This is a genomic window from Pseudomonas atacamensis (assembly GCF_017167965.1).
Lineage (GTDB): Bacteria > Pseudomonadota > Gammaproteobacteria > Pseudomonadales > Pseudomonadaceae > Aquipseudomonas > Aquipseudomonas atacamensis.
In genome coordinates, this window is sequence record NZ_CP070503.1 from 3,474,246 (window position 1) to 3,493,567 (window position 19,322).

19 protein-coding genes are annotated in these 19,322 nt (G+C 58.7%); 7 read left to right on the forward strand and 12 right to left on the reverse strand.

Annotation, left to right across the window (positions count from 1 at the left end):
- Window positions 1-12: 12 nt before the first annotated feature.
- The 3 genes from JWU58_RS15620 to JWU58_RS15630 all read left to right on the forward strand — a co-directional run bounded on the left by JWU58_RS15620 (window position 13) and on the right by JWU58_RS15630 (window position 2,264).
- Complete coding sequence (locus JWU58_RS15620) at window positions 13-579, forward strand: GNAT family N-acetyltransferase (protein WP_206420480.1); 567 nt, start codon at window positions 13-15, stop codon at window positions 577-579.
- Between the two features lie 84 nt (window positions 580-663).
- Complete coding sequence (locus JWU58_RS15625; RefSeq protein WP_024012654.1) at window positions 664-1,569, forward strand: LysR family transcriptional regulator; 906 nt, start codon at window positions 664-666, stop codon at window positions 1,567-1,569.
- 137 nt (window positions 1,570-1,706) lie between these two features.
- The gene (locus tag JWU58_RS15630) at window positions 1,707-2,264 is read left to right on the forward strand and encodes a flavin reductase family protein (RefSeq protein ID WP_056785061.1); all 558 of its coding nucleotides are present in this window, start codon (window positions 1,707-1,709) and stop codon (window positions 2,262-2,264) included.
- A gap of 45 nt (window positions 2,265-2,309) precedes the next feature.
- Here the strand turns inward: JWU58_RS15630 and JWU58_RS15635 are convergent, their stop codons facing one another.
- Complete coding sequence (locus JWU58_RS15635) at window positions 2,310-2,525, reverse strand: Atu4866 domain-containing protein (protein ID WP_051600681.1); 216 nt, start codon at window positions 2,523-2,525, stop codon at window positions 2,310-2,312.
- A 236-nt stretch (window positions 2,526-2,761) separates the two neighbouring features.
- Window positions 2,762-3,331, reverse strand: a complete 570-nt coding sequence (locus tag JWU58_RS15640) for an NAD(P)H-dependent oxidoreductase (protein WP_206420481.1) — start codon at window positions 3,329-3,331, stop codon at window positions 2,762-2,764.
- 204 nt (window positions 3,332-3,535) lie between these two features.
- On the opposite strand from JWU58_RS15640, the gene JWU58_RS15645 reads away from it, so the two are divergent.
- A complete protein-coding gene (locus tag JWU58_RS15645) occupies window positions 3,536-4,444 on the forward strand; it encodes a LysR family transcriptional regulator (protein ID WP_206420482.1) in 909 nt (302 codons plus the stop codon).
- On the opposite strand, the gene JWU58_RS15650 is transcribed toward JWU58_RS15645, so the two are convergent.
- Window positions 4,438-5,628, reverse strand: coding sequence for an MFS transporter (locus JWU58_RS15650; RefSeq protein WP_338139251.1), 1,191 nt, complete (start codon window positions 5,626-5,628; stop codon window positions 4,438-4,440). The genes JWU58_RS15645 and JWU58_RS15650 overlap by 7 nt on opposite strands.
- A gap of 150 nt (window positions 5,629-5,778) precedes the next feature.
- On the reverse strand, window positions 5,779-6,612 hold the full coding sequence (locus JWU58_RS15655; RefSeq protein WP_123442695.1) for an oxidoreductase: 834 nt from the start codon (window positions 6,610-6,612) through the stop codon (window positions 5,779-5,781).
- A 295-nt stretch (window positions 6,613-6,907) separates the two neighbouring features.
- Between JWU58_RS15655 and JWU58_RS15660 the strand changes: the two genes are divergently transcribed.
- Window positions 6,908-7,339 carry a DoxX family protein gene (locus JWU58_RS15660; RefSeq protein WP_082228565.1) on the forward strand — a complete coding sequence of 144 codons (432 nt, stop codon included), beginning with the start codon at window positions 6,908-6,910 and terminating at the stop codon, window positions 7,337-7,339.
- Window positions 7,340-7,399: 60 nt separating this feature from the next.
- On the forward strand, window positions 7,400-8,335 hold the full coding sequence (locus JWU58_RS15665) for an NADP-dependent oxidoreductase (protein ID WP_206420484.1): 936 nt from the start codon (window positions 7,400-7,402) through the stop codon (window positions 8,333-8,335).
- Here the strand turns inward: JWU58_RS15665 and JWU58_RS15670 are convergent.
- The 5 genes from JWU58_RS15670 to JWU58_RS15690 all read right to left on the reverse strand — a co-directional run bounded on the left by JWU58_RS15670 (window position 8,313) and on the right by JWU58_RS15690 (window position 16,104).
- On the reverse strand, window positions 8,313-11,372 hold the full coding sequence (locus tag JWU58_RS15670) for an efflux RND transporter permease subunit (protein ID WP_206420485.1): 3,060 nt from the start codon (window positions 11,370-11,372) through the stop codon (window positions 8,313-8,315). The two genes, JWU58_RS15665 and JWU58_RS15670, sit on opposite strands and share 23 nt — an antisense overlap.
- A complete protein-coding gene (locus tag JWU58_RS15675; RefSeq protein ID WP_206420486.1) occupies window positions 11,369-12,478 on the reverse strand; it encodes an efflux RND transporter periplasmic adaptor subunit in 1,110 nt (369 codons plus the stop codon). The genes JWU58_RS15670 and JWU58_RS15675 overlap by 4 nt, the downstream gene beginning before the upstream one ends.
- Window positions 12,479-12,578: 100 nt before the next feature.
- Window positions 12,579-13,850, reverse strand: a complete 1,272-nt coding sequence (locus JWU58_RS15680; protein WP_125916042.1) for an OmpP1/FadL family transporter — start codon at window positions 13,848-13,850, stop codon at window positions 12,579-12,581.
- Window positions 13,851-14,020: 170 nt separating this feature from the next.
- Window positions 14,021-14,647 carry a TetR/AcrR family transcriptional regulator gene (locus tag JWU58_RS15685; RefSeq protein WP_206420487.1) on the reverse strand — a complete coding sequence of 209 codons (627 nt, stop codon included), beginning with the start codon at window positions 14,645-14,647 and terminating at the stop codon, window positions 14,021-14,023.
- Window positions 14,648-14,781: 134 nt separating this feature from the next.
- A complete protein-coding gene (locus JWU58_RS15690; protein WP_206420488.1) occupies window positions 14,782-16,104 on the reverse strand; it encodes an APC family permease in 1,323 nt (440 codons plus the stop codon).
- 546 nt (window positions 16,105-16,650) lie between these two features.
- Between JWU58_RS15690 and JWU58_RS15695 the strand changes: the two genes are divergently transcribed.
- On the forward strand, window positions 16,651-17,013 hold the full coding sequence (locus JWU58_RS15695; protein ID WP_206420489.1) for a DUF6124 family protein: 363 nt from the start codon (window positions 16,651-16,653) through the stop codon (window positions 17,011-17,013).
- A gap of 129 nt (window positions 17,014-17,142) precedes the next feature.
- On the opposite strand, the gene JWU58_RS27700 is transcribed toward JWU58_RS15695, so the two are convergent.
- From JWU58_RS27700 to JWU58_RS15710, 3 genes are all read right to left on the reverse strand, one after another.
- Complete coding sequence (locus JWU58_RS27700) at window positions 17,143-17,352, reverse strand: YHYH domain-containing protein (RefSeq protein WP_367615309.1); 210 nt, start codon at window positions 17,350-17,352, stop codon at window positions 17,143-17,145.
- Between the two features lie 160 nt (window positions 17,353-17,512).
- Window positions 17,513-18,649 carry a nickel/cobalt efflux transporter gene (locus tag JWU58_RS15705; RefSeq protein ID WP_206420490.1) on the reverse strand — a complete coding sequence of 379 codons (1,137 nt, stop codon included), beginning with the start codon at window positions 18,647-18,649 and terminating at the stop codon, window positions 17,513-17,515.
- 7 nt (window positions 18,650-18,656) lie between these two features.
- Window positions 18,657-18,956: a metal-sensing transcriptional repressor gene (locus tag JWU58_RS15710; protein ID WP_016774379.1), complete on the reverse strand. Its 300-nt coding sequence runs from the start codon at window positions 18,954-18,956 to the stop codon at window positions 18,657-18,659.
- Window positions 18,957-19,322 lie beyond the last annotated feature (366 nt).

The following is a 19,322-nucleotide window of genomic DNA, read 5'->3' on the forward strand; positions in this document are numbered from 1 at the left end:
GGATTGATTGCCATGGATTGCATCCCCACGCTTTACACCCGCCGCTTGATCCTCACGCCGCTGCAACTGAGCGATGCAGCGGCGGTGCAACAATTGTTTCCGCAATGGGAGGTCGTGCGCTATCTCGACAGCCGCGTTCCGTGGCCGTATCCGGACGACGGCGCGCTTGTTTACGTCCGCGATGTCGCGCTGCCCGCGATGGCCGCCGCGAAGGAATGGCACTGGATGATCCGCACCCGCGTTCAGCCCGAAAGCTGCATCGGCAGTATCAGCCTGTTTGATCAACCGGGTAACCATCGAGGCTTCTGGCTCGCCCCTCAGTTTCAGGGCAACGGCTACATGCGCGAGGCCTGCAAGGTGATCAATGCCTACTGGTTTGAAACTTTGATGCGCCCATTGATGCAGGTGCCCAAGGCCGCCGCCAACCACGCTTCGCGCAAGATTTCCGAAGATGAAGGCATGCGGATGGTTGACAGACGGGACGGCCAGTTTGTGTCGGGGCCGATGCCTGTGGAGGTGTGGGAGATCACGCGCAGCGAATGGCTTGCCGAAGAAACAAACCGGTCAATTGATTGTTAGAGCCGATCAAGTGCTCAATCTTGCGTATATGCTGCTGTCTGCAAAATCAGGACAAGTACTCCCCAAACGTTCGAGACAGTAGAAATGATCTCCGATCCAGGAACACCAACGCTTGATCAACTGAAAGTATTTCTGACGGTTGTAGAAGTGGGCAGTTTTGCCGCTGCGGCCAGAAAACTGCATCGCGCGACATCGGTGGTGAGTTACTCCATTTCCAATCTGGAGATGCAGCTCGGGGTTTCACTGTTTGACCGCAAAACCACGCGCAAACCGCAACTGACGGAGGCAGGTCGAACGGTCCTGGCTGAAGCACGCACTATTACCAACGGCGTAAATGGGCTGCGCGCAAAAGTCTCCGGTTTGCTGCATGGGCTTGAAGCAGAAGTTCACCTCGCGCTCGATGTAATGCTCCCTGCCGAGCGAGTAGTCGATGCGTTGAGGACCTTCAGGGAAGAATTTCCCACAGTCACTCTGCACTTGCACATGGAAGCCTTGGGGGCAGTGACCCAACTGGTGATGGAGAAGAAAGCTGGAGTCGGCATCAGCGGTCCGCTGGACATTGGCCTGGACGGCATCGAGCGCATCGGCGTGGGCAGTGTTCAATTGATACCGGTCGCCGCGCCTGCACACCCGCTTGCAACCGAGTGTTCCAAATCCCCTGGCGCTGCCAGAGAGTTTGTTCAATTGGTGCTATCGGATCGTTCAACGCTTACGGGTGACAAGGACTTTGCCGTTGTGAGCACTCGCACTTGGCGACTGGCGGATCTGGGCGCCAAACACATGCTTCTCAAAGAGGGCATCGGATGGGGGAATATGCCGGTGCCCATGGTTCAGTCTGACCTGGACGAAGGACGCCTGGTCGAACTGGATATGCCCGACTGTAAAGGCGGCACCTACGCCTTCGATGCGATTTATCGAACCGACTCGCCGCCCGGTCCGGCTGGGCAATGGCTGATCAAGCGGTTCGGCGAACAGCTTTTGCCGACGTAATCAATCCAGGAAAAAGAGCAAAAATCCGACAGCCTGAGCAAGGCTGCCGGAGAGGTGCATGTCAAAAAGCAGGAAAGTTGAATTGTCGAAAGCGACCGACAACAACTGTTTATCCTCTTTTGATCCCCGGAGGCGCCATGACCGCATTTCGAAAATCCGACTTCCCTTTGAGCGAGGTTCGCCAGCATCTGGAAACCGGCCCCATCGTCCTGGTGACCTCCGCCTGGCAAGGTGAAACCAACATAATGACCATGGGTTGGCACATGATGATGCAGTTCTCCCCCGCCCTGTTTGGCTGCTACATCTGGAGTGCAAACCACAGCTACGAGCTGATCCACAACAGCCAGCAGTGCGTCATCAACGTGCCCACCGTCGAATTGGTGGACCAGGTTGTTGCCGTCGGCAACAGCAGCGGTGGCGCCATCGACAAGTTTGCCCAATTTGACCTCACAGCCGCCCCCGCAGAACGGGTAAAGGCCCCGTTGATCAAAGAGTGCTACGCCAATTTCGAGTGCAAGCTGTTCGACTCGAATCTTATCGGCGAGTACGGTCTGTTCGTGTGGGAAGTGGTCAAGGCGCATGTGGCTACGTCGGTGAAAAACCCCAAAACCCTGCATTACCGCGGGCAGGGGAAATTTATGGTGGCGGGCGAAACCCTGGATTTGCGCGATCAATTCCGCCCACAGAATCTGTAATACGACACCAATAAAAAAGCCGGAATGTTCATTCCGGCTTATGCGTCAGCGCTCGGGATATAACACCATGCCCGCGTGGTACAGCACGTCATCTCGAAACTCTCCGTCTGCGGTAAAGCCAGTATCGTCCACATACTCGATGTGGTCGCCTTCCAGCCAGTAGCGCCCTTGATAAGCGTTTTTTTGCCGACCGCGGGCCTCGTCATATCGCCCTCCTGGCAGCAACTCATGGCGAATATGACCGTCGGCTGTCACCCACATGCCAACGTACTTGCCCTGATCGTCGGCTGGATTTGCCGTGGCGTGTTCTTGCGCATCAGGGGTTACGCGAATTTCGACATCGGACATTTTAGAACTCCTGTTTTCAGATCAGAGTTTCCTGCCGTTCAGCAGGACTTGAAGCAAGAGTAAAAAGTCGCGACGCGGTGCCGTTATGCAATTCCTGCGCAGGTTTTGCCCAATGCTCCAGGCGCTCGCAGAAACGGCTAAGCGAAGGACTACGCGAACTTCTGCAAAGGAGAGAAGGCCCGCGCATCTTTCAGCGCCCGTGCCCACCAGGCCAGCTGGATCAACAACTGCGCCATCGAAAGCCGTGCTTGCGCAAAGTGCTCCAGTCCGAAGCCTTGTTCGAGACGCTCGGCAATCTCAGCGAACTTCACATAGCCACCAACAGGCATGGCCTGCAGCTTCAACAACTCGCATCCAAGCTCGTCGACCTCATCCTCCCCGCCGGTCGTGGTGCCATAACCAACAAATGAACAAGGTCGTCCCTGGAGGTGTTCAGGCCAGCGCGCCATCAAGACTTTCAATCCATGCTGGTAACCAAGGTGACGTGCGGGCACCAAGACGATATAGGCATCTGCTGCCGCTAGAGCTCTCAAGCACACTCGACGACCGGGCTGTTCCGAAAAATCGTCTATAAATCTCAGGTCAAACGGCTCTACCACGCTCAACGCAAATTCGCTGCGGTCTTGCACCACGGCGGTAATCCATTGCACCAAAGCCGTGTCTACGCCGTTGGACTGGTTGCTGTTATGGATCAGTACTAATTGCAGTGTGTGAGTCATTTCAGCCTCCGAGCAGCTATCAACATGGCAATGTTCTACGGTTAGAGAAAACAACGTGACAGCAAGAGCGCGATGGTTGGAAGTGGCCACTTCTTTGCTTGCAAAGTCGGCAACCGTTCCATATCGCGTTGGCAAAATATTAGGCGCGCGAAATGGTAGATAAACAGCCCGTGCCCAGGCACACGATTTATGACGTGAGTTCACATGCCACGACTGGATATCAATTGCTTCGCCGAGATGAGCGTGTTCGTTAAAGTGGTGGAACGCGGAGGTTATTCAGCGGCCGCAAGAGCTTGCGCGATAACCCCCTCTGCCGTGAGCAAGCTCATGACGCGCCTGGAAAGCCGTCTTGGCGCACGTTTGCTGAACAGGTCCACGCGCAAGCAACTGCTGACGCCAGAAGGAATGGCTTTTTACGAACGCAGCGTTGCCATACTGGCCGATCTTGACGAAGCGGAACGCGAAGCATCTGCCAGTTCTGCACCGCAGGGCGTGGTCAGAATCAGCTGTAATGTGGGTATCGGCCGCCAGCTTTTTCTTCCCATCATCAACTTGTTCATGAATCAACATCCTGGGGTCAGCGTCGAACTTTTCCTCACCGATGAGGTGGTCGATCTCATCGAAGCACGTGCGGATATCGCCATACGCACCGGAGCGCTCAAGAACTCCAACCTTGTGGCGAAACGACTCGGGCAATCCAGAGGGCTGATCGTAGGATCTCCTGACTACCTGGCGGCCAAGGGCACTCCGCTGGTGCCTCAAGACCTTGCCGATCACAACTGTCTGGGTTTCACCTTTTCGCCTCCCGCCATGGAGTGGGCCTTGCTCGACGAGAGCGGCGAGCAACGTATGTACCCGGTAAAAGGCAATCTGCGCGTCAGCGATGGCGACGCCTTGCGTGAGTTGACGGTGCTGGGCGCAGGGCTAGCCAAGCTGGGGTTCTGCCAGGTTGCAGATGACCTGGCTGCCGGAAGGTTGGTTTGCGTCCTGCAACCATTCGTGCCTGCAAGCGTCACGGAGATTCATGCGATTTACGTCGGCCAAGGCGGACATCTGCCCGCACGCGTAAGAGCCCTGATGGATTTCCTCGCCGCCCATTTGCATGTTCATTGAACCGCAACGCGGGCAAAGGGCCGTTCCTTCAATGCATAGGCCAGCACAAGAGCCGCGGGCAAAGCAGCGCCCAGTAGGCACAGCCCTTCCCAGCCGACATACCGAATACCGAAACTTGCAACTGCGGAGCCAATAGCGCCGCCAACAAAGTTGATACTGATAAACACCGCGGTAATCCGTGAATTGGCTGCGGGGGCCAGTTTGTAGATGACCGATTGATGGGTGATCTGCAAGCCCATTACGCCAACGTTCAAGGCCATTGCGGCAGCGATAATTATCCAGAGCCCTGTCGCCGCAAAGCTCAGCACTGCCCAGGCCAGTATCATCAACGAGGCCAACCCGAATGCCAGCGCGTGCCGGTAGCCATGATCACAGAGCCGGCCAACCACACCGGGAATCAACGCGCCAGTCACTCCCGTGAGCCCGATCAGTCCGATGCTCGAAGTCGAAAAATCGAACGGCGGTTGCGACAACAGTATTGGTAATCCAGTCCACAACATGCTGAAGCTGGCCATTCCCAGCGCACCGTAAAGCGCCCGGCGAGCAAGCGCTGGATACTCGAGGATGAGTTGCCACAACGAGCGCATCAACTGCTCATAACGCACGGGCTGGCCTCGGCGCTCGGGCTCGGTTGGCAAGGTGATTCTGAGCAGCATGAGCAGGATCAGCGCCGCGCACCCGGCGCTGGCGTACACCAAGCGCCACCCTGCCGCGTTGCCGATACCGCCGGAGACCAGCCACGACAGCGGTATCGCGAGCAAGGCCCCGGTCATCACCACGCCGATCACTTGACCGCGCCGATGCTCAGCTGCGATGGACGCTACGTACGGCACAATCAACATGGCAGCGGATGCCGTGACTCCACTGATCAACACTGCGGCGCAGAACAACAAGAAATTCGGGCTGGCCGCAGCCACAAACAGCGCTAGTGCGTTGATGGTAAACATCCGGCTCAGAAGCGCTCTTCTTTCGAGGACGTCACCGAGCGGGACGACCAGCACAATGCCCAGCGTGTAGCCAAGTTGAGCGCAACTCACCAGCAGGCCGGACGTGGCGAGCGGAATATCAAATGTCCCCGTTACCAACGACAGGATCGGCTGCAGATAATAGAGATTAGCGATCATGGACCCCGCTGCGAATGCGCAAAGCCACATGAAAGGTCGGGACGGGGACGACGAATTCATACAAATACTCCTCGGTAAATGCCGTTCAAAATTGGGCGAGTCAACTCACTCGCCCAGTTTTTCCCGCACCGCGTCGTCCCCGTTAACTCACTCCTCTCAGGTGTTTGCCTGATTCTGTAGCGTCCATGCCATCAGTGCGGGCTTCGCCTGTCAGGCCGTCGGGAAGTCCGCGCCACGGGCGGTAGATTCCCATGCGCTGAACTCGCGGCCCATGGCGGCAAGCTTCGCCTGCGCTGCCTCATAGGCTTCATTGCCCAACAGCAGGCGCGCCGGCGGCGCTGCGCAGGTAACCGCGGCGTAGATTGCCGCTGCCGCCCTGGCTGGGTCGCCAGCTTGATTGCCAACAGATTGCTGGTATGCGCGCATCGCAGCGCCGGCGGTTGCCTGGTAATCCTCGGCCACCGTTTGCGCGGCGCCCGAAGACCCCGCCCATTGGGTTCTGAAGGCGCTGGGCTGAACGGTCATCACGCCGATACCCAGTGGCGCAACTTCGGCGCGCAGACTTTCCGACAGACCCTCCACGGCGAACTTCGTCGCGCAGTAATGGCCGACCGCTTCGAACCCGACCAGACCGCCTACCGATGTGAGGTTGACGATCATGCCGGTGCGCCGCTTGCGCATGCCTGGCAGTACCGCCCGAATCATATTGGCCGTGCCGAAGTAGTTGACCTCGAACATCCCCCGAACAGCTTCATCGTCGCTGTCTTCTACCGATGAGAAATAGCCAACGCCGGCGTTATTGATCAGCACGTCCACGCGCCCGAAGCGATGCTCGGCCGCCTGTACGACCTGCATCGCCTGCGCCGGATCGGTCACGTCCAGAGGCAGAATCAAAGCGTCGCCGAGGGCGGCCAGATCCTCGATCTGCTGTGTGTTGCGCGCCGTGACCACCACACGCTCACCCTCATTCAGCAGCGCCGTGGCGATGTGGCGACCGAACCCGGTGGAACAGCCTGTAACCAACCAAACCTTAGTCTCGTTCATTGCAGTACTCCTCTTGATAGCGGCGGTTCAGGATTCGGCTGAACCGCGTTCGAGACCAACGTACCGAATCCGCCCCGCCGCTGTTATCCGATTAGTCCGCGACATTTGCCTGATCCTGCTCACCAACACACGTCGCTGACCACAGAGGGAGGTCCACTTCGATTTCTGCTGCATTTCTATTTTTTCGAACCTGATCATCGAAACTTGTCGGCTATTGCGCAAAGCTGCGCGGTGACATCATCTGCTCCACAACGGCGCTTCATGGTGAAGCGCTGAAATCAGCGAAATCCACGTCATGTCCCACGCAGCCACAATTTCCAGCGTCACTGCTTCAACGTCTTCCAACCTCAACAGCACCGTTTCCTTGATCGGGCGGATTCTTCTGAGCGCGATCTTCATTCTTTCGGGCCTGTCGAAAATCGCGGCACCGGCCATGATGATTGGCTACATCGGCTCTGTCGGGTTGCCTTTTCCCGAACTGGCGTTGGGCGTGGCGATTGCTGTCGAGGTTCTCGGCGGCGTAGCGTTGATCGCCGGTTATCGCACACGTACCACCGCAGCGCTGTTGGCGATTTTCAGCGTACTGACCGCACTGATTTTCCATAACGCCCTGGCGGACCAGAATCAGTTCATTCACTTCTTCAAGAATATCGCCATGGCCGGTGGGCTCTTGCAGATCGTTTCTTTCGGCGCAGGGCGTTTCAGCCTCGACGCACGTCGCCACTAATCGAATCGCCGTCGCGTCCATTTCTTCCGACGAGCCTTGACCATCACAACGGAGAGAATCATGAAAGCGATCCAAGTCGCGCAGTACGGCCAGGCAGAAGCGCTGGAGCTCAAAGAACTTGCGGATCTGAAACCCAATGACGATCAGGTGTTAATCAATGTTGCCGGTAGTGGGATCAATCCAATCGATTGGAAAATCCTCTCCGGTGCCATGCAGCAATTCATTCCTCTGCCACTGCCCTACACGCCTGGCGTGGAAGTCTCAGGCACAGTCGCCGCGGTGGGCAGGAATGTCAGAGACTTTGTCGTTGGCGACAAGGTGTTCGGGTTTATCGGGATTACCGGCGGATATGCGACCCAGGCCCTCTCAACGCCAGATCGTCTGGCCCTCACGCCGACAACACTATCGTTGCAAGAAGCCGGCGGCGTGCCGGCGGCAGCACTGACTGCTTGGCAAGCCTTGCATGAACACGCCGGGATTCAGGCAGGTCAAAAAGTCCTCATTCACGGCGGCTCAGGTGGCGTGGGCAGCTTCGCAATCCAGCTCGCCCGCCTTGCCGGTGCATATGTGATAGCGACCAGCTCTGCGAAGAACCACGACTATCTGCGTTCACTTGGCGCCGATGAGGTGATTGACTACACCATGGCTAAATTCGAAGACAGCGTTGCTGACCTCGATGCGGTCATTGATCTGGTCGGCGGCGAAACTCAGAACCGCTCATGGAGTGTGATCAAGCGCGGGGGCGTTCTGGTTTCCCCCGTAAGCGCACCCTCTGCACAGAAGGCAAGCGAGCACGGTGTGAGTGGCAAAAATTTCGCCACCCGCTCCGATGGCAGCCAATTGGCCGAGATTGCCGCGCTGTTCACATCCGGCAAGCTCAGCCTTGAGGCTCAAGTGGTACCGCTGACAGGAGTTGTCGACGCGGTTAAACAAAGCTGGGCCGGACACACCCGGGGAAAAATCGTGCTCGATGTCAGCGCTCAGGCCGAATCCTGAACCAGATCGCATACATCGCCGGCAGAAACACCAGCGTGATGATGGTGCCAACAAACGTGCCGCCGATCAGCGTGTACGCCAGCGTGCCCCAGAACACCGAGTGGGTCAGCGGAATGAACGCGAGAATCGCCGCCAGCGCGGTCAACAACACCGGCCGCGCCCGTTGCACTGTCGCTTCAACCACGGCATGGAACGGCGCCAGCCCTTCCTGCTCGTTGTGATGGATCTGCCCGATCAGAATCAGCGTGTTGCGCATCAGAATCCCGGACAGCGCAATCAACCCGACCAGCGCATTGATACCGAATGGCTGGTTGAAGATCAGCAGCGTCGGCACCACACCGATCAAGCCTAACGGCGAGGTGAGGAAGACCATGATCATCGCTGAGATCGAGCGTACCTGGACGATGATGATGAGCAGCGTCATGGCGATCATGATCGGCAGCAACGGCAGAATCGCTTTGCCGGCCTTGCCGGATTCTTCGATGGCGCCCGCCTGTTCAATCCGGTAGCCGGAAGGCAGGTTTTCGATGATCGGCTGCAACTGCTGGATGATTGCGCCGGAAACGTCCGGTGGCTGCAAACCTTCGGCGATGTCGCCACGGACGGTGATGGTCGGCGTGCGATCGCGGCGGCGCAGGATCGGGTCTTCCATGCGCACTTCGACCTGGCCGATCTGCGACAGCGGGATGCGCTGCCCCGCCGCACCGACCAGGGTGAAGCCTTCGATCTGCGCCGGATCAAGGCGGATATTGCCCGCCGCACGGCCAACGACCTGCACGGAACGGATGTCTTCGCGCACCGCCGTGATCGGCACCCCGCTGAGCAGAAACTGCAACTGCTGGGCGACTGCGCTGGACGTCAGCCCCACTGCCTGCAAGCGATCCTGATTCAAGTTGAAATGCAGCGTGGGCGTCAGCGGCCCCCAGTCAGTGTTGACGGTTCTCATCATCGGGCTGTCCTGCATCACTGCCCTGACCTGCTCGGCGATGTCGCGCAATTTCGCCGGATCAGGCCCCATCACCCGATAGGCCACGGGAAATGGCGAATACGGGCCGAAGACAATTTGCGTCGCCCGAACCCGCGCCTCTGGAGCAAGCCCTTCAGCGACCGCTTCGCGCAAACGCAACTTCAGAGTTTCACGGGCGTCCTGGCTGTCGGTCAGCACGACGATTTTGGCGAACGATGGATCCGGCAACTCCGGCGCCATTGCCAGGAAAAACCGTGGTGCACCCTGACCGATATAGGCCGTGACGATTTTGGCTTCATCCTGCTTGTGCAGCCAGGCTTCGACTTTGGCCGCCGCGGCGCTGGCCTGCTCGATGGACGTGCCGTAGGGCATCTGCACTTCGATCATCACTTCGGGACGGTCAGAGGTCGGAAAGAACTGCTTCTTCACCAGCCCCATGCCTGGAATCGCAACGGCAAACAGCACGACCACCGCACCGGCCACCAGCCATTTGCGCGTGATCACCCATGCCAGAACGCGCCGGAAACGGTTGTAGCGCGGCGTGTCGTAGATTGCCGCGTGCCCGCCTTCGACTTTCTTGATGTCCGGCAACAGCTTCACGCCCAGGTACGGCGTGAAAGCCACGGCGACGACCCACGAAGCTATGAGCGCGATGCCGACAATCCAGAACATGTTGCTGGTGTATTCGCCCGCCGTTGATTGCGCAAATCCGTTGGGCAAAAAGCCAATCGCCGTCACCAGCGTACCGGCCAGCATTGGCGCTGCCGTGTGGCTCCAGGCATAAGCGGAGGCCTTGATGCGGTCGTAGCCCTCCTCCATTTTCACCACCATCATTTCAATGGCGATGATCGCGTCATCGACCAGCAAGCCGAGCGCCAGAATCAGCGAGCCGAGGGTGATCCGGTCAAAGTTCTTGCCGGTCGCCGCCATCACCACAAATACGATCGCCAGGGTCAACGGCACCGCCGCTGCGACCACCACGCCGACACGCCAGCCCATGCTGAGAAAGCACACGAGCATGACCACCAGCAGCGCGACAAAGAACTTGACCATGAACTCGCCAACGGCCGAGTCGATATTCACCGCCTGATCGGTGACTTTCGACAGCGTCATGCCCAACGGCATTTCCCCGTTGATCCTGGCCGTCTCGGCATCCAGCGCCTTGCCCAGATCGAGACCGTTCCAGCCCTCGCGCATGATCACGCCGAGCAATAACGCTTCTTCGCCGTTGCTGCGCACCAGGAAGGTTGCCGGGTCTTCGTAGCCGCGCTCGACCGTGGCCACGTCAGACAGCTTGAGTGTTCGGCCCTGAGCGACAACAGGCGTGTCACGGATTTTCTGCAGCGTGTCGAACGCGCCATCGACGCGCAAAAAAACCTCCGGCCCTTTGGTTTCGACCGACCCGGCGGGCGTCAATACGTTCTGATTGTTCAGCGCGGCGAAAATGTCCTGCGGCGACAAGCCCAGCGTCGCCAAGCGATCATGGGAAAACGAAACGAATATCCGCTCGGCCTGCTCGCCGATGATGTTGACCTTTTTCACCCCCGGCACGTGCAACAGGCGCTGGCGTAAAGTTTCCGCGTCGCGCACCAGCAAGCGCTGCGGCTCGCCCTTGGCTTTCAAGGCGAACAGCGCAAAGGTCACGTCGGAGAACTCGTCGTTGACCATCGGCCCGATGACACCCGCCGGCAGCCTGATCGCTTCATCGTCGAGCTTCTTGCGTGCCTGATAAAACTCTTCCTGCACTTGCGACGGCGGTGTGCTGTCGAGCAACGAGACCATGGTGAACGCCAGTCCCGGACGCGTGTAGGTTTCCGTGCGGTCGTACCACTTCAATTCCTGCAGACGCTTTTCGAGGGGTTCGGCGACCTGATCCTGCATCTCTTGCGCGGTCGCCCCTGGCCACGCCGTAATCACCGTGAGCTGCTTGACCGTGAACGGCGGATCTTCCGCCCGGCCCAATTTGAAGAACGACAGGACGCCGGCCACGGCGATGAGAAAAATCAGAAACACCGTGATCGCACGTTGGCGCACGGCGATAGCAGAAAGGTTGAACCGGCCCTCGCTCATGGACGACTCCCGGCAATCTGGCCATCGTCGCGGGCAAGCAAGCGCACTTCTTCGCCATCGCGCAGCAGATGCGCGCCCAGCGCGACAATCGGGTCACCGACGTTGAGCTGGCCAGCGACACGGGCCGAGTCGTCGCTCAAGCCCAGGACCTCGACCGGGCGCCAGCTCACTTTCGCCGGTGTGCCGGCGATGACCCACACGCCGGGGCCTTTGCCCGGGTCGTAGATCGCGGCGACGGGCACTTTCAGCGCCTGATCTGGCGAAGAACCCTGAGCAATTTCGACGGTGACCGTCGAGCCGATTGGCGCATTGGCCAAACTGCCTTCGAGCACATAGCGTGCCTCGAAAGTACGAGTTGTGCTGTCGGCCGAATCGGAAAGCAGACGCAGTTTTGCGCTCACGGCAGCCGACGTATCGCCATACAGTTTTGCCTGAGCGGTTGAGCCCGGCGCGGGGCGCAAGGTCTCGGGCAGATGGACGATGGCCTCCCGCTGACCGGCCCGCGCCAGCCGCACCACCGGTTGTCCCGGGCTGACGACTTGCCCCGGCTCGGCGAGGGTTTCCACCACCACGCCATCAGCGTCCGCCAGCAAAACCGCGTAACCCGAGGCGTTGCGCGCTACGTCCGCTTGCGCCACAGCGGCATTGAGTTGCGCCCTGGCGGTGTCAGCGGCGGCTTTGAACTGATCGTAGGCCGATGCCGAAATAGCGCCGGCGGCGACGAGTTTGCGATTGCGCGCTTCGTCACCGGCAGTCTGTATGGCTCGGGCGCGAGCGGCGCTCACCGCTTCTTGCTGGGCTCGCGCCTGCAGGCCGAGGTCGATCGGGTCGAGGCGCATCAGTGGCTGGCCGCGCTTGACCGTCTGCCCGGTATCAACCAGACGCTCGAGCACCTTGCCCGAAACGCGAAAGCCCAGATCGCCCTGGGTGCGCGCAGCGACGACGCCGGTGAATGATCGAGACCCATTTTCTGCCGGTTGCACCGTTGCCGATCTGACAATCGGCGCCAAGGTACGTGGATCTTTTGCGCTGGAGGAATCCCCGCACGCCGTCAGGACCAAGGGCAACAAACATACCGCGAGGGGAAAAGGTCGGAGCCGGCGCATGGAATTCCTTTACTGAAAATAGGATGATCATCATATTCTCAGTCTTGTGACCGTTATCGTCAACAGTCACAACGTCACCGGCCCGATGTTCAGCGCTGAATCAGAACCGATAGCTGACAGACGTACCGAGCCCGCTGGCGCTGTTCTTGTATTTCGCGCTGTACGAACCCTTGCCCGCCGAGGTGTCGTTGATCTCGACGCTCTCTTCCCACAGATAGGAATAGGCGACGTCGATGGTGACATTCTCCGCTGGGGTCCAACCGGCACCGAGGCTGAACACTTTACGATCACCCGTGGGAATACGCGGTCCACGATTGGTGTTGTTCGCCGGAGATTGATCAACCGAGAACCCGGTACGCAGCACCCACTGGTTATTCAACCGGTACGCCGCGCCGATCGCGTGAGCCCAGGTGTCGTGCCAGTTCTGCTCCTCGCTGATCGTGCCCAACTGGCCGGCGAGCAATGGCGGCAATCCACTGTTTTCGATGGTCAGCTCTTGGAAGCGACTCCAGCGCGTCCAGGTGCTGCCGGCATACAGCGTCCAGTCGTTGTTCAGTTGATGGGTGACCGAGAAGTCCACCGACTCCGGGGTGTCGACGTCCAGCGAGGCGTCATAGCTGCGACCGCTGACTCCGAGCACGTTGAAGATGCCATCGCTGAGTTTGCTTTTCGCGTCGAGGTGGTAACTGACTTTCGAGTGATAGGTCAGGCCCAGGCGGGTCTGCTCGGTGGCCTGGATCATGACCCCGGCGTTAAAGCCCAGCGCGGTGTCGTCGCCGGTGCTTTTGACTTTGCCGTCGTTGCGTCCGGGGCTCAGCGGATTGGCGACCATCCCCGACAGCTCGCCGCTGATGCGGTTGATGGTTGGGCCGAAGCCGATCGACACCTTGTCGTTGAAGGCATAGCTGATGGTCGGCTGGAACGTCAGCGTGGTGACTTCGCTTTTGTTGGCGTAGTAGCGGCCGGCAAAACCGCTGCCGTAGTCGGTGATCAGGCCAAACGGTACGTAGAACCCCACGCCGAACGCCCAATGCTCGTCGATCGGCTTGACGTAATAGCCCATCGGTACCGTGGTGGTCGGCACCATGTCGCCGTCTTCCTTGCCGCCAAACGTGCTGCGGGTCTGGCTGATATCGGACTTCGCAAACAGCGTCGCCTGCCCGACGCTGGCCTGCTCGCGCTTGAGCCGCGCCATGCCTGCCGGGTTGCCGAAAACGGTACTGGCGTCTTCCGCCGAGGAAGAGCGACCGGCAAAACCCGATCCCATGCCGCTGACGCTTTGCTCATTGAGCGCGAAACCGCCCGCCAGAACGTTTGACGATGCAAGAACGACAGCCAGCCCCACCGGGTGCTTGAGCATTGTTTTTTTCATTGTGTGGACTCTATGGGTGTCTCGGAATTGAAATAACCAAACTGCGGCGGCCATGTTATCCGAGTGACCATATCAGTCAACAGTCACGATTCGGGCAATTCATTGTTTCCCCTGGACAGGCGAGGCGAGATAAGGGGAAGACTGATCCGAGTTTTCGGATCAGCAAAGGGTCAAGGCATCAAGCTGCGCAAGATGAGGTTCGAAGTCAGCGTGGGCGCCACTTCGATGAAATCCAGATTGTGTTGCAGCATCAGTGGATTGACGAAGGGCCGCAGCGCCAAGTGGATCGATTCGACCGTTTCATCCAGCGGCGTCCTGCGCTCGAACTCACCGGCCTCGCGCCCTTCACGGACAATGTCGGTGATGAAACGCTTGATCTGCGCATCGTAACGCTGCGCACTCGGCCAGTTCTCACCCGCTGCAAACGCGGCAATGTCGTAGAGTTTGCGATCGTTGAAGAACAGGTTCACGCCCGTAGCGATCACAGTTTTCACCAACCGGCGGAAACGCTCGGTAGGGGTCAGGTCTTCTTCGTTGATCGCTTGCTCGACCGCCGCAACGATCTGCCCCAGACAGTTCGCGCAGATGGCTTCGCCAATCGCCTGCTTGGAATCGAAGAATTTGTAGATGTACGCCTTGGAGAAACCGATGGCCTTGGCCAGATCGGACACCGTGGTCTTGGCGTAGCCGTACTGGCTGAAATGCTCGTTGGCCGCCGCGACAATCTGATCACGAATGTCGTGATCGACGGGACCACGCGGGCCGGGGAAGGATGAGGAAACTGAGGACTGATTCATGTCGGCAGCTTACTCACCCGCCCGCCGACTGACAACGTGTGACTCATTCTGAAAACCACCACCCATCCACTGTGGGAGCGAGCCTGCTCGCGAATACGCCCGCCCAAACAACACCAATTCCCCAAGCTGCTGCACTACCCGGCCTTACTGATCGCGGAAAAATTGATACGAGAAAAGCCGTGCAGCAACATCCCGACAATGATCAACGCCCCCGCGCGCAACCACGTTTCCCACCCCTGCTGACTGAGCAGCACCAGACACGACACGATCGCAAGCACCGGGACAAAGGTCGGCACGCGAAAGTGGTCCTCCTCCACCCTGTCACGACGAAGAACCAGCACCGCCACATTGGTACTCAGAAAAACGAACAGCAACAGCAACACCACCGTCTCTGCCAGCGTTGCCAGCGTGCCTGTGAGTGTCAGGGCAATAGCGACCAAGGTCGTTGCGACAATGGCAGCCCACGGAGTTTTGCGTTGAGGCAGCACCGCACCCAAAACACCCGGCAACAGCCCCAAGTTGGCCATGCCATAAGTCAATCGACTGGCCATGATCATGGTTAACAACGCACCGTTGGCCACAGCGATCAGCGCAATAAAGGAGAACAGCGCCGGCGGGATTGCGAGGGTCGATGCGCGGACAACTTCGAGCAAAGGCGCCGACGTTGCCACCAACTTCTCGGTAGGCAACACCGAAGAAGCTGCCACGCCAACCGCCATGTAAACCACGCCAGCGGTGAGCAAAGCGGCGAACAAGGCGCGCGGGTAAACCTTGCGCACGTCTTTGATTTCCTCGGCCAGATTGGCCGAAGTTTCGAACCCGACGAAGGAATAGAACGCCAACAACGCCGCCCCCAGCACCGCCAGCACGGGACTGACGCCCGGTTTGAACGTGAGCGTCCGCCCCAGATCCGCCTCGCCTGTGCGGAAATACCAGACCGCAGCCACGATCACCAGAATCAACCCGGACAGCTCAATCACGGTCATCACCAGGTTTGCCCCAAGCGACTCCTTGATCCCCCGCGCATTGAGCAGGCCGATAGCCAGAAGAAACACCAGCGCTGCAATCTGCGGCGATACCTCGACGAAGGCGTTCAAGTAATCACCGGCAAACGCCAGCGACAAACCCGCAGCGCTGGTGACCGCAGCCGCCAGCATGCAGAAACCGACGAGGAAGGAAATGAGCGGTGACTTGAAGGCCTTTTCCGCGAACACCGAAGCCGCGCCGGCGTGGGGATATTTGGTCACCAACTCCGCGTAGGAACCTGCCGTCAACATGGCGAAGAACAATGCGATCAGCAGCGGCACCCAAATCGCGCCGCCCACTTCCCCCGCGATCGTTCCGGCGAGTGCGTAAACACCCGCGCCGAGTACATCGCCGAGAATGAACAGAAACAGCATCGGAAAAGTGATTGCCCGGCGCAGAGCAGGTTTATGAGTGGGAGCCGTCACGGTCATTCCTTGATTCAGGTGGGTAGGAGCTGGAGGGTTGTCACCTCAAACAATGGAAATGGCGCCGAAAGCAAAGTTCAAAATGTGTGATGGGGCTTGTCGGCACGACGCTATAAACATTGCCAACTCGACACCTGTAAGAGCGAGCCTGCTCGCGAAGACCCCAGCTCGATCAACACAAAAACTCAGCCAAAACCAATTCCCTAAACACCCCGTTTAAAACCGACATCCAGACTATTCCAGCAAGCTACAACGCCTTGCGCCATTGCCTACGACTACGCCAGAATCCGCCGGCTTGTGCGCCTCGGGCCGTGGTTCTATCGTTGGCCGGTCACTGAAAACAGTGATCGGGTTTGGTAGCCCGCTTTCCACATGGCGCATAACGTCATCCTATGCAGATGCTTTCGCATCGGTTTTATGGTGGCCATGCGCAGGGCGTTTTCGAGCGCGCCGGTTTTTCCATGTGGGCCGGTCTACCAACCTTCGTATGGCCACCACCCTTCGTTTGGTAGCGAGAGTGATGGCTCCCTTGGTCACATATGGAGCTTCACCATGTTCAAAGTCACGCCCAACCCGCCACAGTCAGACGCAACCTCCCCCTACGAATCACTCGACTCAAAAAAACTCCACGAAGCCGCCGACCGCGCCCTCGACCACTACCTCAAACCCACCGACACCTTCAAAACCAAGCCCTACCAAACCAGCAGCATGTTCCTCGCCAACCCGAAAATCGCCACCGAAGAGTTGCTGGTCAACGCCAGCGAATCACTGGGCTCGGCTTCGGTGATGTTGAGTGATGTGATCGGGATGGTTGAAGGATCTGCGCGCAAGACACTGCAAGGTATCGCGCAGGTCGTCATGCTCGGCGAACTGGCGGTTAATCAGGCGTTGGATAACGTCGTGCCGGTGGAGTAAACGAAAATGCCCTGTTACCGGTGAGGTGCAGAGTTTCAAATACAAGCGATGAAGGTCGGGCGTGCGCTTATGTCCCGCCCCCCACCGCGCTCATCACAAGAGCCCCGCCTTGCGCTGGGCTCTTGCCGTTTAGTGGCAGTGGTAGTCGTTGGTCTTGTGGTTGCGATGGCAACCCTTCGAGTCAGTGCCACCGCTGTGCGCAAAGGCAGCAACGGATGTAATCGATAATATTGCGGCAATCAGAATGGCGGACAGTTTCATCAGGGCTTGCTCCATGCTCGTGTTGTTATTCTTTGTGAGATGTCTCACGCGGAGCAGCGTATGGCCAGGTGCCTTCATTGAGCAAGCGACTTCTCCGAGGATTCGATCAAAGGTCGATTGCTTGCGATGGCTGGGTCACTGGGCGCGAACATCAGCCAAACGGCGTCGTTTGTCGGGCTGGTTATGGTGGCAGGTGGCGGCACTGAGTGCCGCAACGAAAAGCACCAACACTCCCGCCTTATACGCTCAGGCCGATCCAGCCATGAAAGCCGACATACAGGCCAACGCCAATGATCAGCACGCTGGACAGGTAAGGAGCGCGGCGCGCCACGGTTCCCAGCCACGGCCAGCGATTGGAAGCCTGTCTGGCACCGATGGCCGCAGCGGCACCGACAGTGACCAAAGTCAGCGCCAGGCCGATGCTGAAACACAGAACGAGCATGCCACCGAGCGCGACTTCTTTGACTTGCAGGCACAGCAACAGGACAGTGATGGCAGCCGGACAGGGAATCAGGCCGCCAGTCAGCCCGAACATGACGATCTGACCCGTGGTCACTTCACGGTTGGTGAAGCGTTTACGGATGTCGTTGGCATGAGCACGTTCGTGCGCATCCTGATAGCCATCAATCGACAGCTCCAGGCCTTCCAATTCGGAATGCGCATGCCCATGACCATGCTCCTGGAACGTCAGATCGTAATCATGCGAATGCCCAGCATGCCCAAGGCTCAAGCGAGCGCTGAATTCATGCGGCTCCGGAATATCGACCGTCGATTGCAAAAACCCTTCATGCTCGACGAAAGCGAACGATTGGCTGCTGCCGTCCGGACGCGTCGTGGTCAAGCGAACATCCGAGGCTGCCCAGGCGTGTCCGCTCAACGTCTTCAGGCGCCAGTGCGGTGGCATGCCTTCCTCGAAGATCGACAGTTCAACACGACCATGGCCGGTATCTATTCGGTGCGTTTCATCATGATGACCATGGTCGTGTTCGCCGTGATGGTGATCATCGCTTTGCTCGAACTTGAACATCTGCTCACCGCGCCAGGTACGCCACAGCATCCACAGGGCAATCGCGATGATCAGTGCAGCAGACGCAAGCTGGAAATACGGCTCAGTGGTTTGCGCATCCAGGCCTTTGCCCAGGTACATGCCGCCGATGGCGACCAGCCACACCACGGCGGTGTGCGAAAGCGTTGCGGCCAACCCCAACAAAACAGCCTGTTTGACCGAGCCACGGATGGCCACGATGAAGGCCGCCATCATGGTTTTCGAATGACCTGGCTCCAGGCCATGCAAGGCGCCGAGCAGAATCGCGCTCGGGAAATACAGCCAGGCGTGAGCCCCGCCTTGCTGCAACAGTTCAGCGAAATCGGGCATGTCAGACCTAAAGGTACTTGGTGATTTGTTTGAAGGCTTCCAGCGGTGCGCGCTCGCCATTGCCTAGCGCCGAAACGGTATCTTCGAGGCAGTGGTCGATGTGATCCTGGATGAGCGTGCGTTTGGCCTGGCAGATCGCTTTCTCGACCGCATGAAGCTGCTGGGCGATATCCACGCACTGACGCCCTTCTTCGATCATGGTGATGATGCCGCGCAAATGCCCGTCCGCCCGTTTGAGACGTTTGATGATCGCCTCATGACTTTGGTGGGTGTGGGGATGGCTGTGGTCGTGTTCGTGTTCACTCATGAGTTGAGTCTCAGGGCTCGATGAATTACGCTGGAATCGTATCCCCCCAGGGGGGATTAGGCAAATCGCTTGAGCGCCCTGTCAACGAGTTGAAACCTTTGACGCCATGTACAGCAAAACACTGACAACGGCAGTAGTAATCGCGCTTGCTCTCGCCATGTTCATGGCCTGGGCCGGGCTTACCTATTCGTTGTCAGTCACCTCGGGGCAGCCAGCCTGGGAGATCGCTCAGGACGTCCATCATGCTCACGGCGAAGAGTCGTCATCCAGCCACGACCGGCGATTACCTGAGCGTCAAATAGTAGTCCGGAACACATTGAAAACGAGGCCGCAAATGCGGCCTCGTTTTTTTCTGCGCGAAGAAAA

Bases quoted from the DNA above. Each gene is read 5' to 3' on its own strand.
- JWU58_RS15620 (WP_206420480.1), top strand. From the start codon at position 13: ATGGATTGCATCCCCACGCTTTACACCCGCCGCTTGATCCTCACGCCG.
- JWU58_RS15625 (WP_024012654.1), top strand. From the start codon at position 664: ATGATCTCCGATCCAGGAACACCAACGCTTGATCAACTGAAAGTATTT.
- JWU58_RS15630 (WP_056785061.1), top strand. From the start codon at position 1,707: ATGACCGCATTTCGAAAATCCGACTTCCCTTTGAGCGAGGTTCGCCAG.
- JWU58_RS15635 (WP_051600681.1), bottom strand. From the start codon at position 2,525: ATGTGGGTGACAGCCGACGGTCATATTCGCCATGAGTTGCTGCCAGGA.
- JWU58_RS15640 (WP_206420481.1), bottom strand. From the start codon at position 3,331: ATGACTCACACACTGCAATTAGTACTGATCCATAACAGCAACCAGTCC.
- JWU58_RS15645 (WP_206420482.1), top strand. From the start codon at position 3,536: ATGCCACGACTGGATATCAATTGCTTCGCCGAGATGAGCGTGTTCGTT.
- JWU58_RS15650 (WP_338139251.1), bottom strand. From the start codon at position 5,628: ATGAATTCGTCGTCCCCGTCCCGACCTTTCATGTGGCTTTGCGCATTC.
- JWU58_RS15655 (WP_123442695.1), bottom strand. From the start codon at position 6,612: ATGAACGAGACTAAGGTTTGGTTGGTTACAGGCTGTTCCACCGGGTTC.
- JWU58_RS15660 (WP_082228565.1), top strand. From the start codon at position 6,908: ATGTCCCACGCAGCCACAATTTCCAGCGTCACTGCTTCAACGTCTTCC.
- JWU58_RS15665 (WP_206420484.1), top strand. From the start codon at position 7,400: ATGAAAGCGATCCAAGTCGCGCAGTACGGCCAGGCAGAAGCGCTGGAG.
- JWU58_RS15670 (WP_206420485.1), bottom strand. From the start codon at position 11,372: ATGAGCGAGGGCCGGTTCAACCTTTCTGCTATCGCCGTGCGCCAACGT.
- JWU58_RS15675 (WP_206420486.1), bottom strand. From the start codon at position 12,478: ATGCGCCGGCTCCGACCTTTTCCCCTCGCGGTATGTTTGTTGCCCTTG.
- JWU58_RS15680 (WP_125916042.1), bottom strand. From the start codon at position 13,850: ATGAAAAAAACAATGCTCAAGCACCCGGTGGGGCTGGCTGTCGTTCTT.
- JWU58_RS15685 (WP_206420487.1), bottom strand. From the start codon at position 14,647: ATGAATCAGTCCTCAGTTTCCTCATCCTTCCCCGGCCCGCGTGGTCCC.
- JWU58_RS15690 (WP_206420488.1), bottom strand. From the start codon at position 16,104: ATGACCGTGACGGCTCCCACTCATAAACCTGCTCTGCGCCGGGCAATC.
- JWU58_RS15695 (WP_206420489.1), top strand. From the start codon at position 16,651: ATGTTCAAAGTCACGCCCAACCCGCCACAGTCAGACGCAACCTCCCCC.
- JWU58_RS27700 (WP_367615309.1), bottom strand. From the start codon at position 17,352: ATGAAGGCACCTGGCCATACGCTGCTCCGCGTGAGACATCTCACAAAG.
- JWU58_RS15705 (WP_206420490.1), bottom strand. From the start codon at position 18,649: ATGCCCGATTTCGCTGAACTGTTGCAGCAAGGCGGGGCTCACGCCTGG.
- JWU58_RS15710 (WP_016774379.1), bottom strand. From the start codon at position 18,956: ATGAGTGAACACGAACACGACCACAGCCATCCCCACACCCACCAAAGT.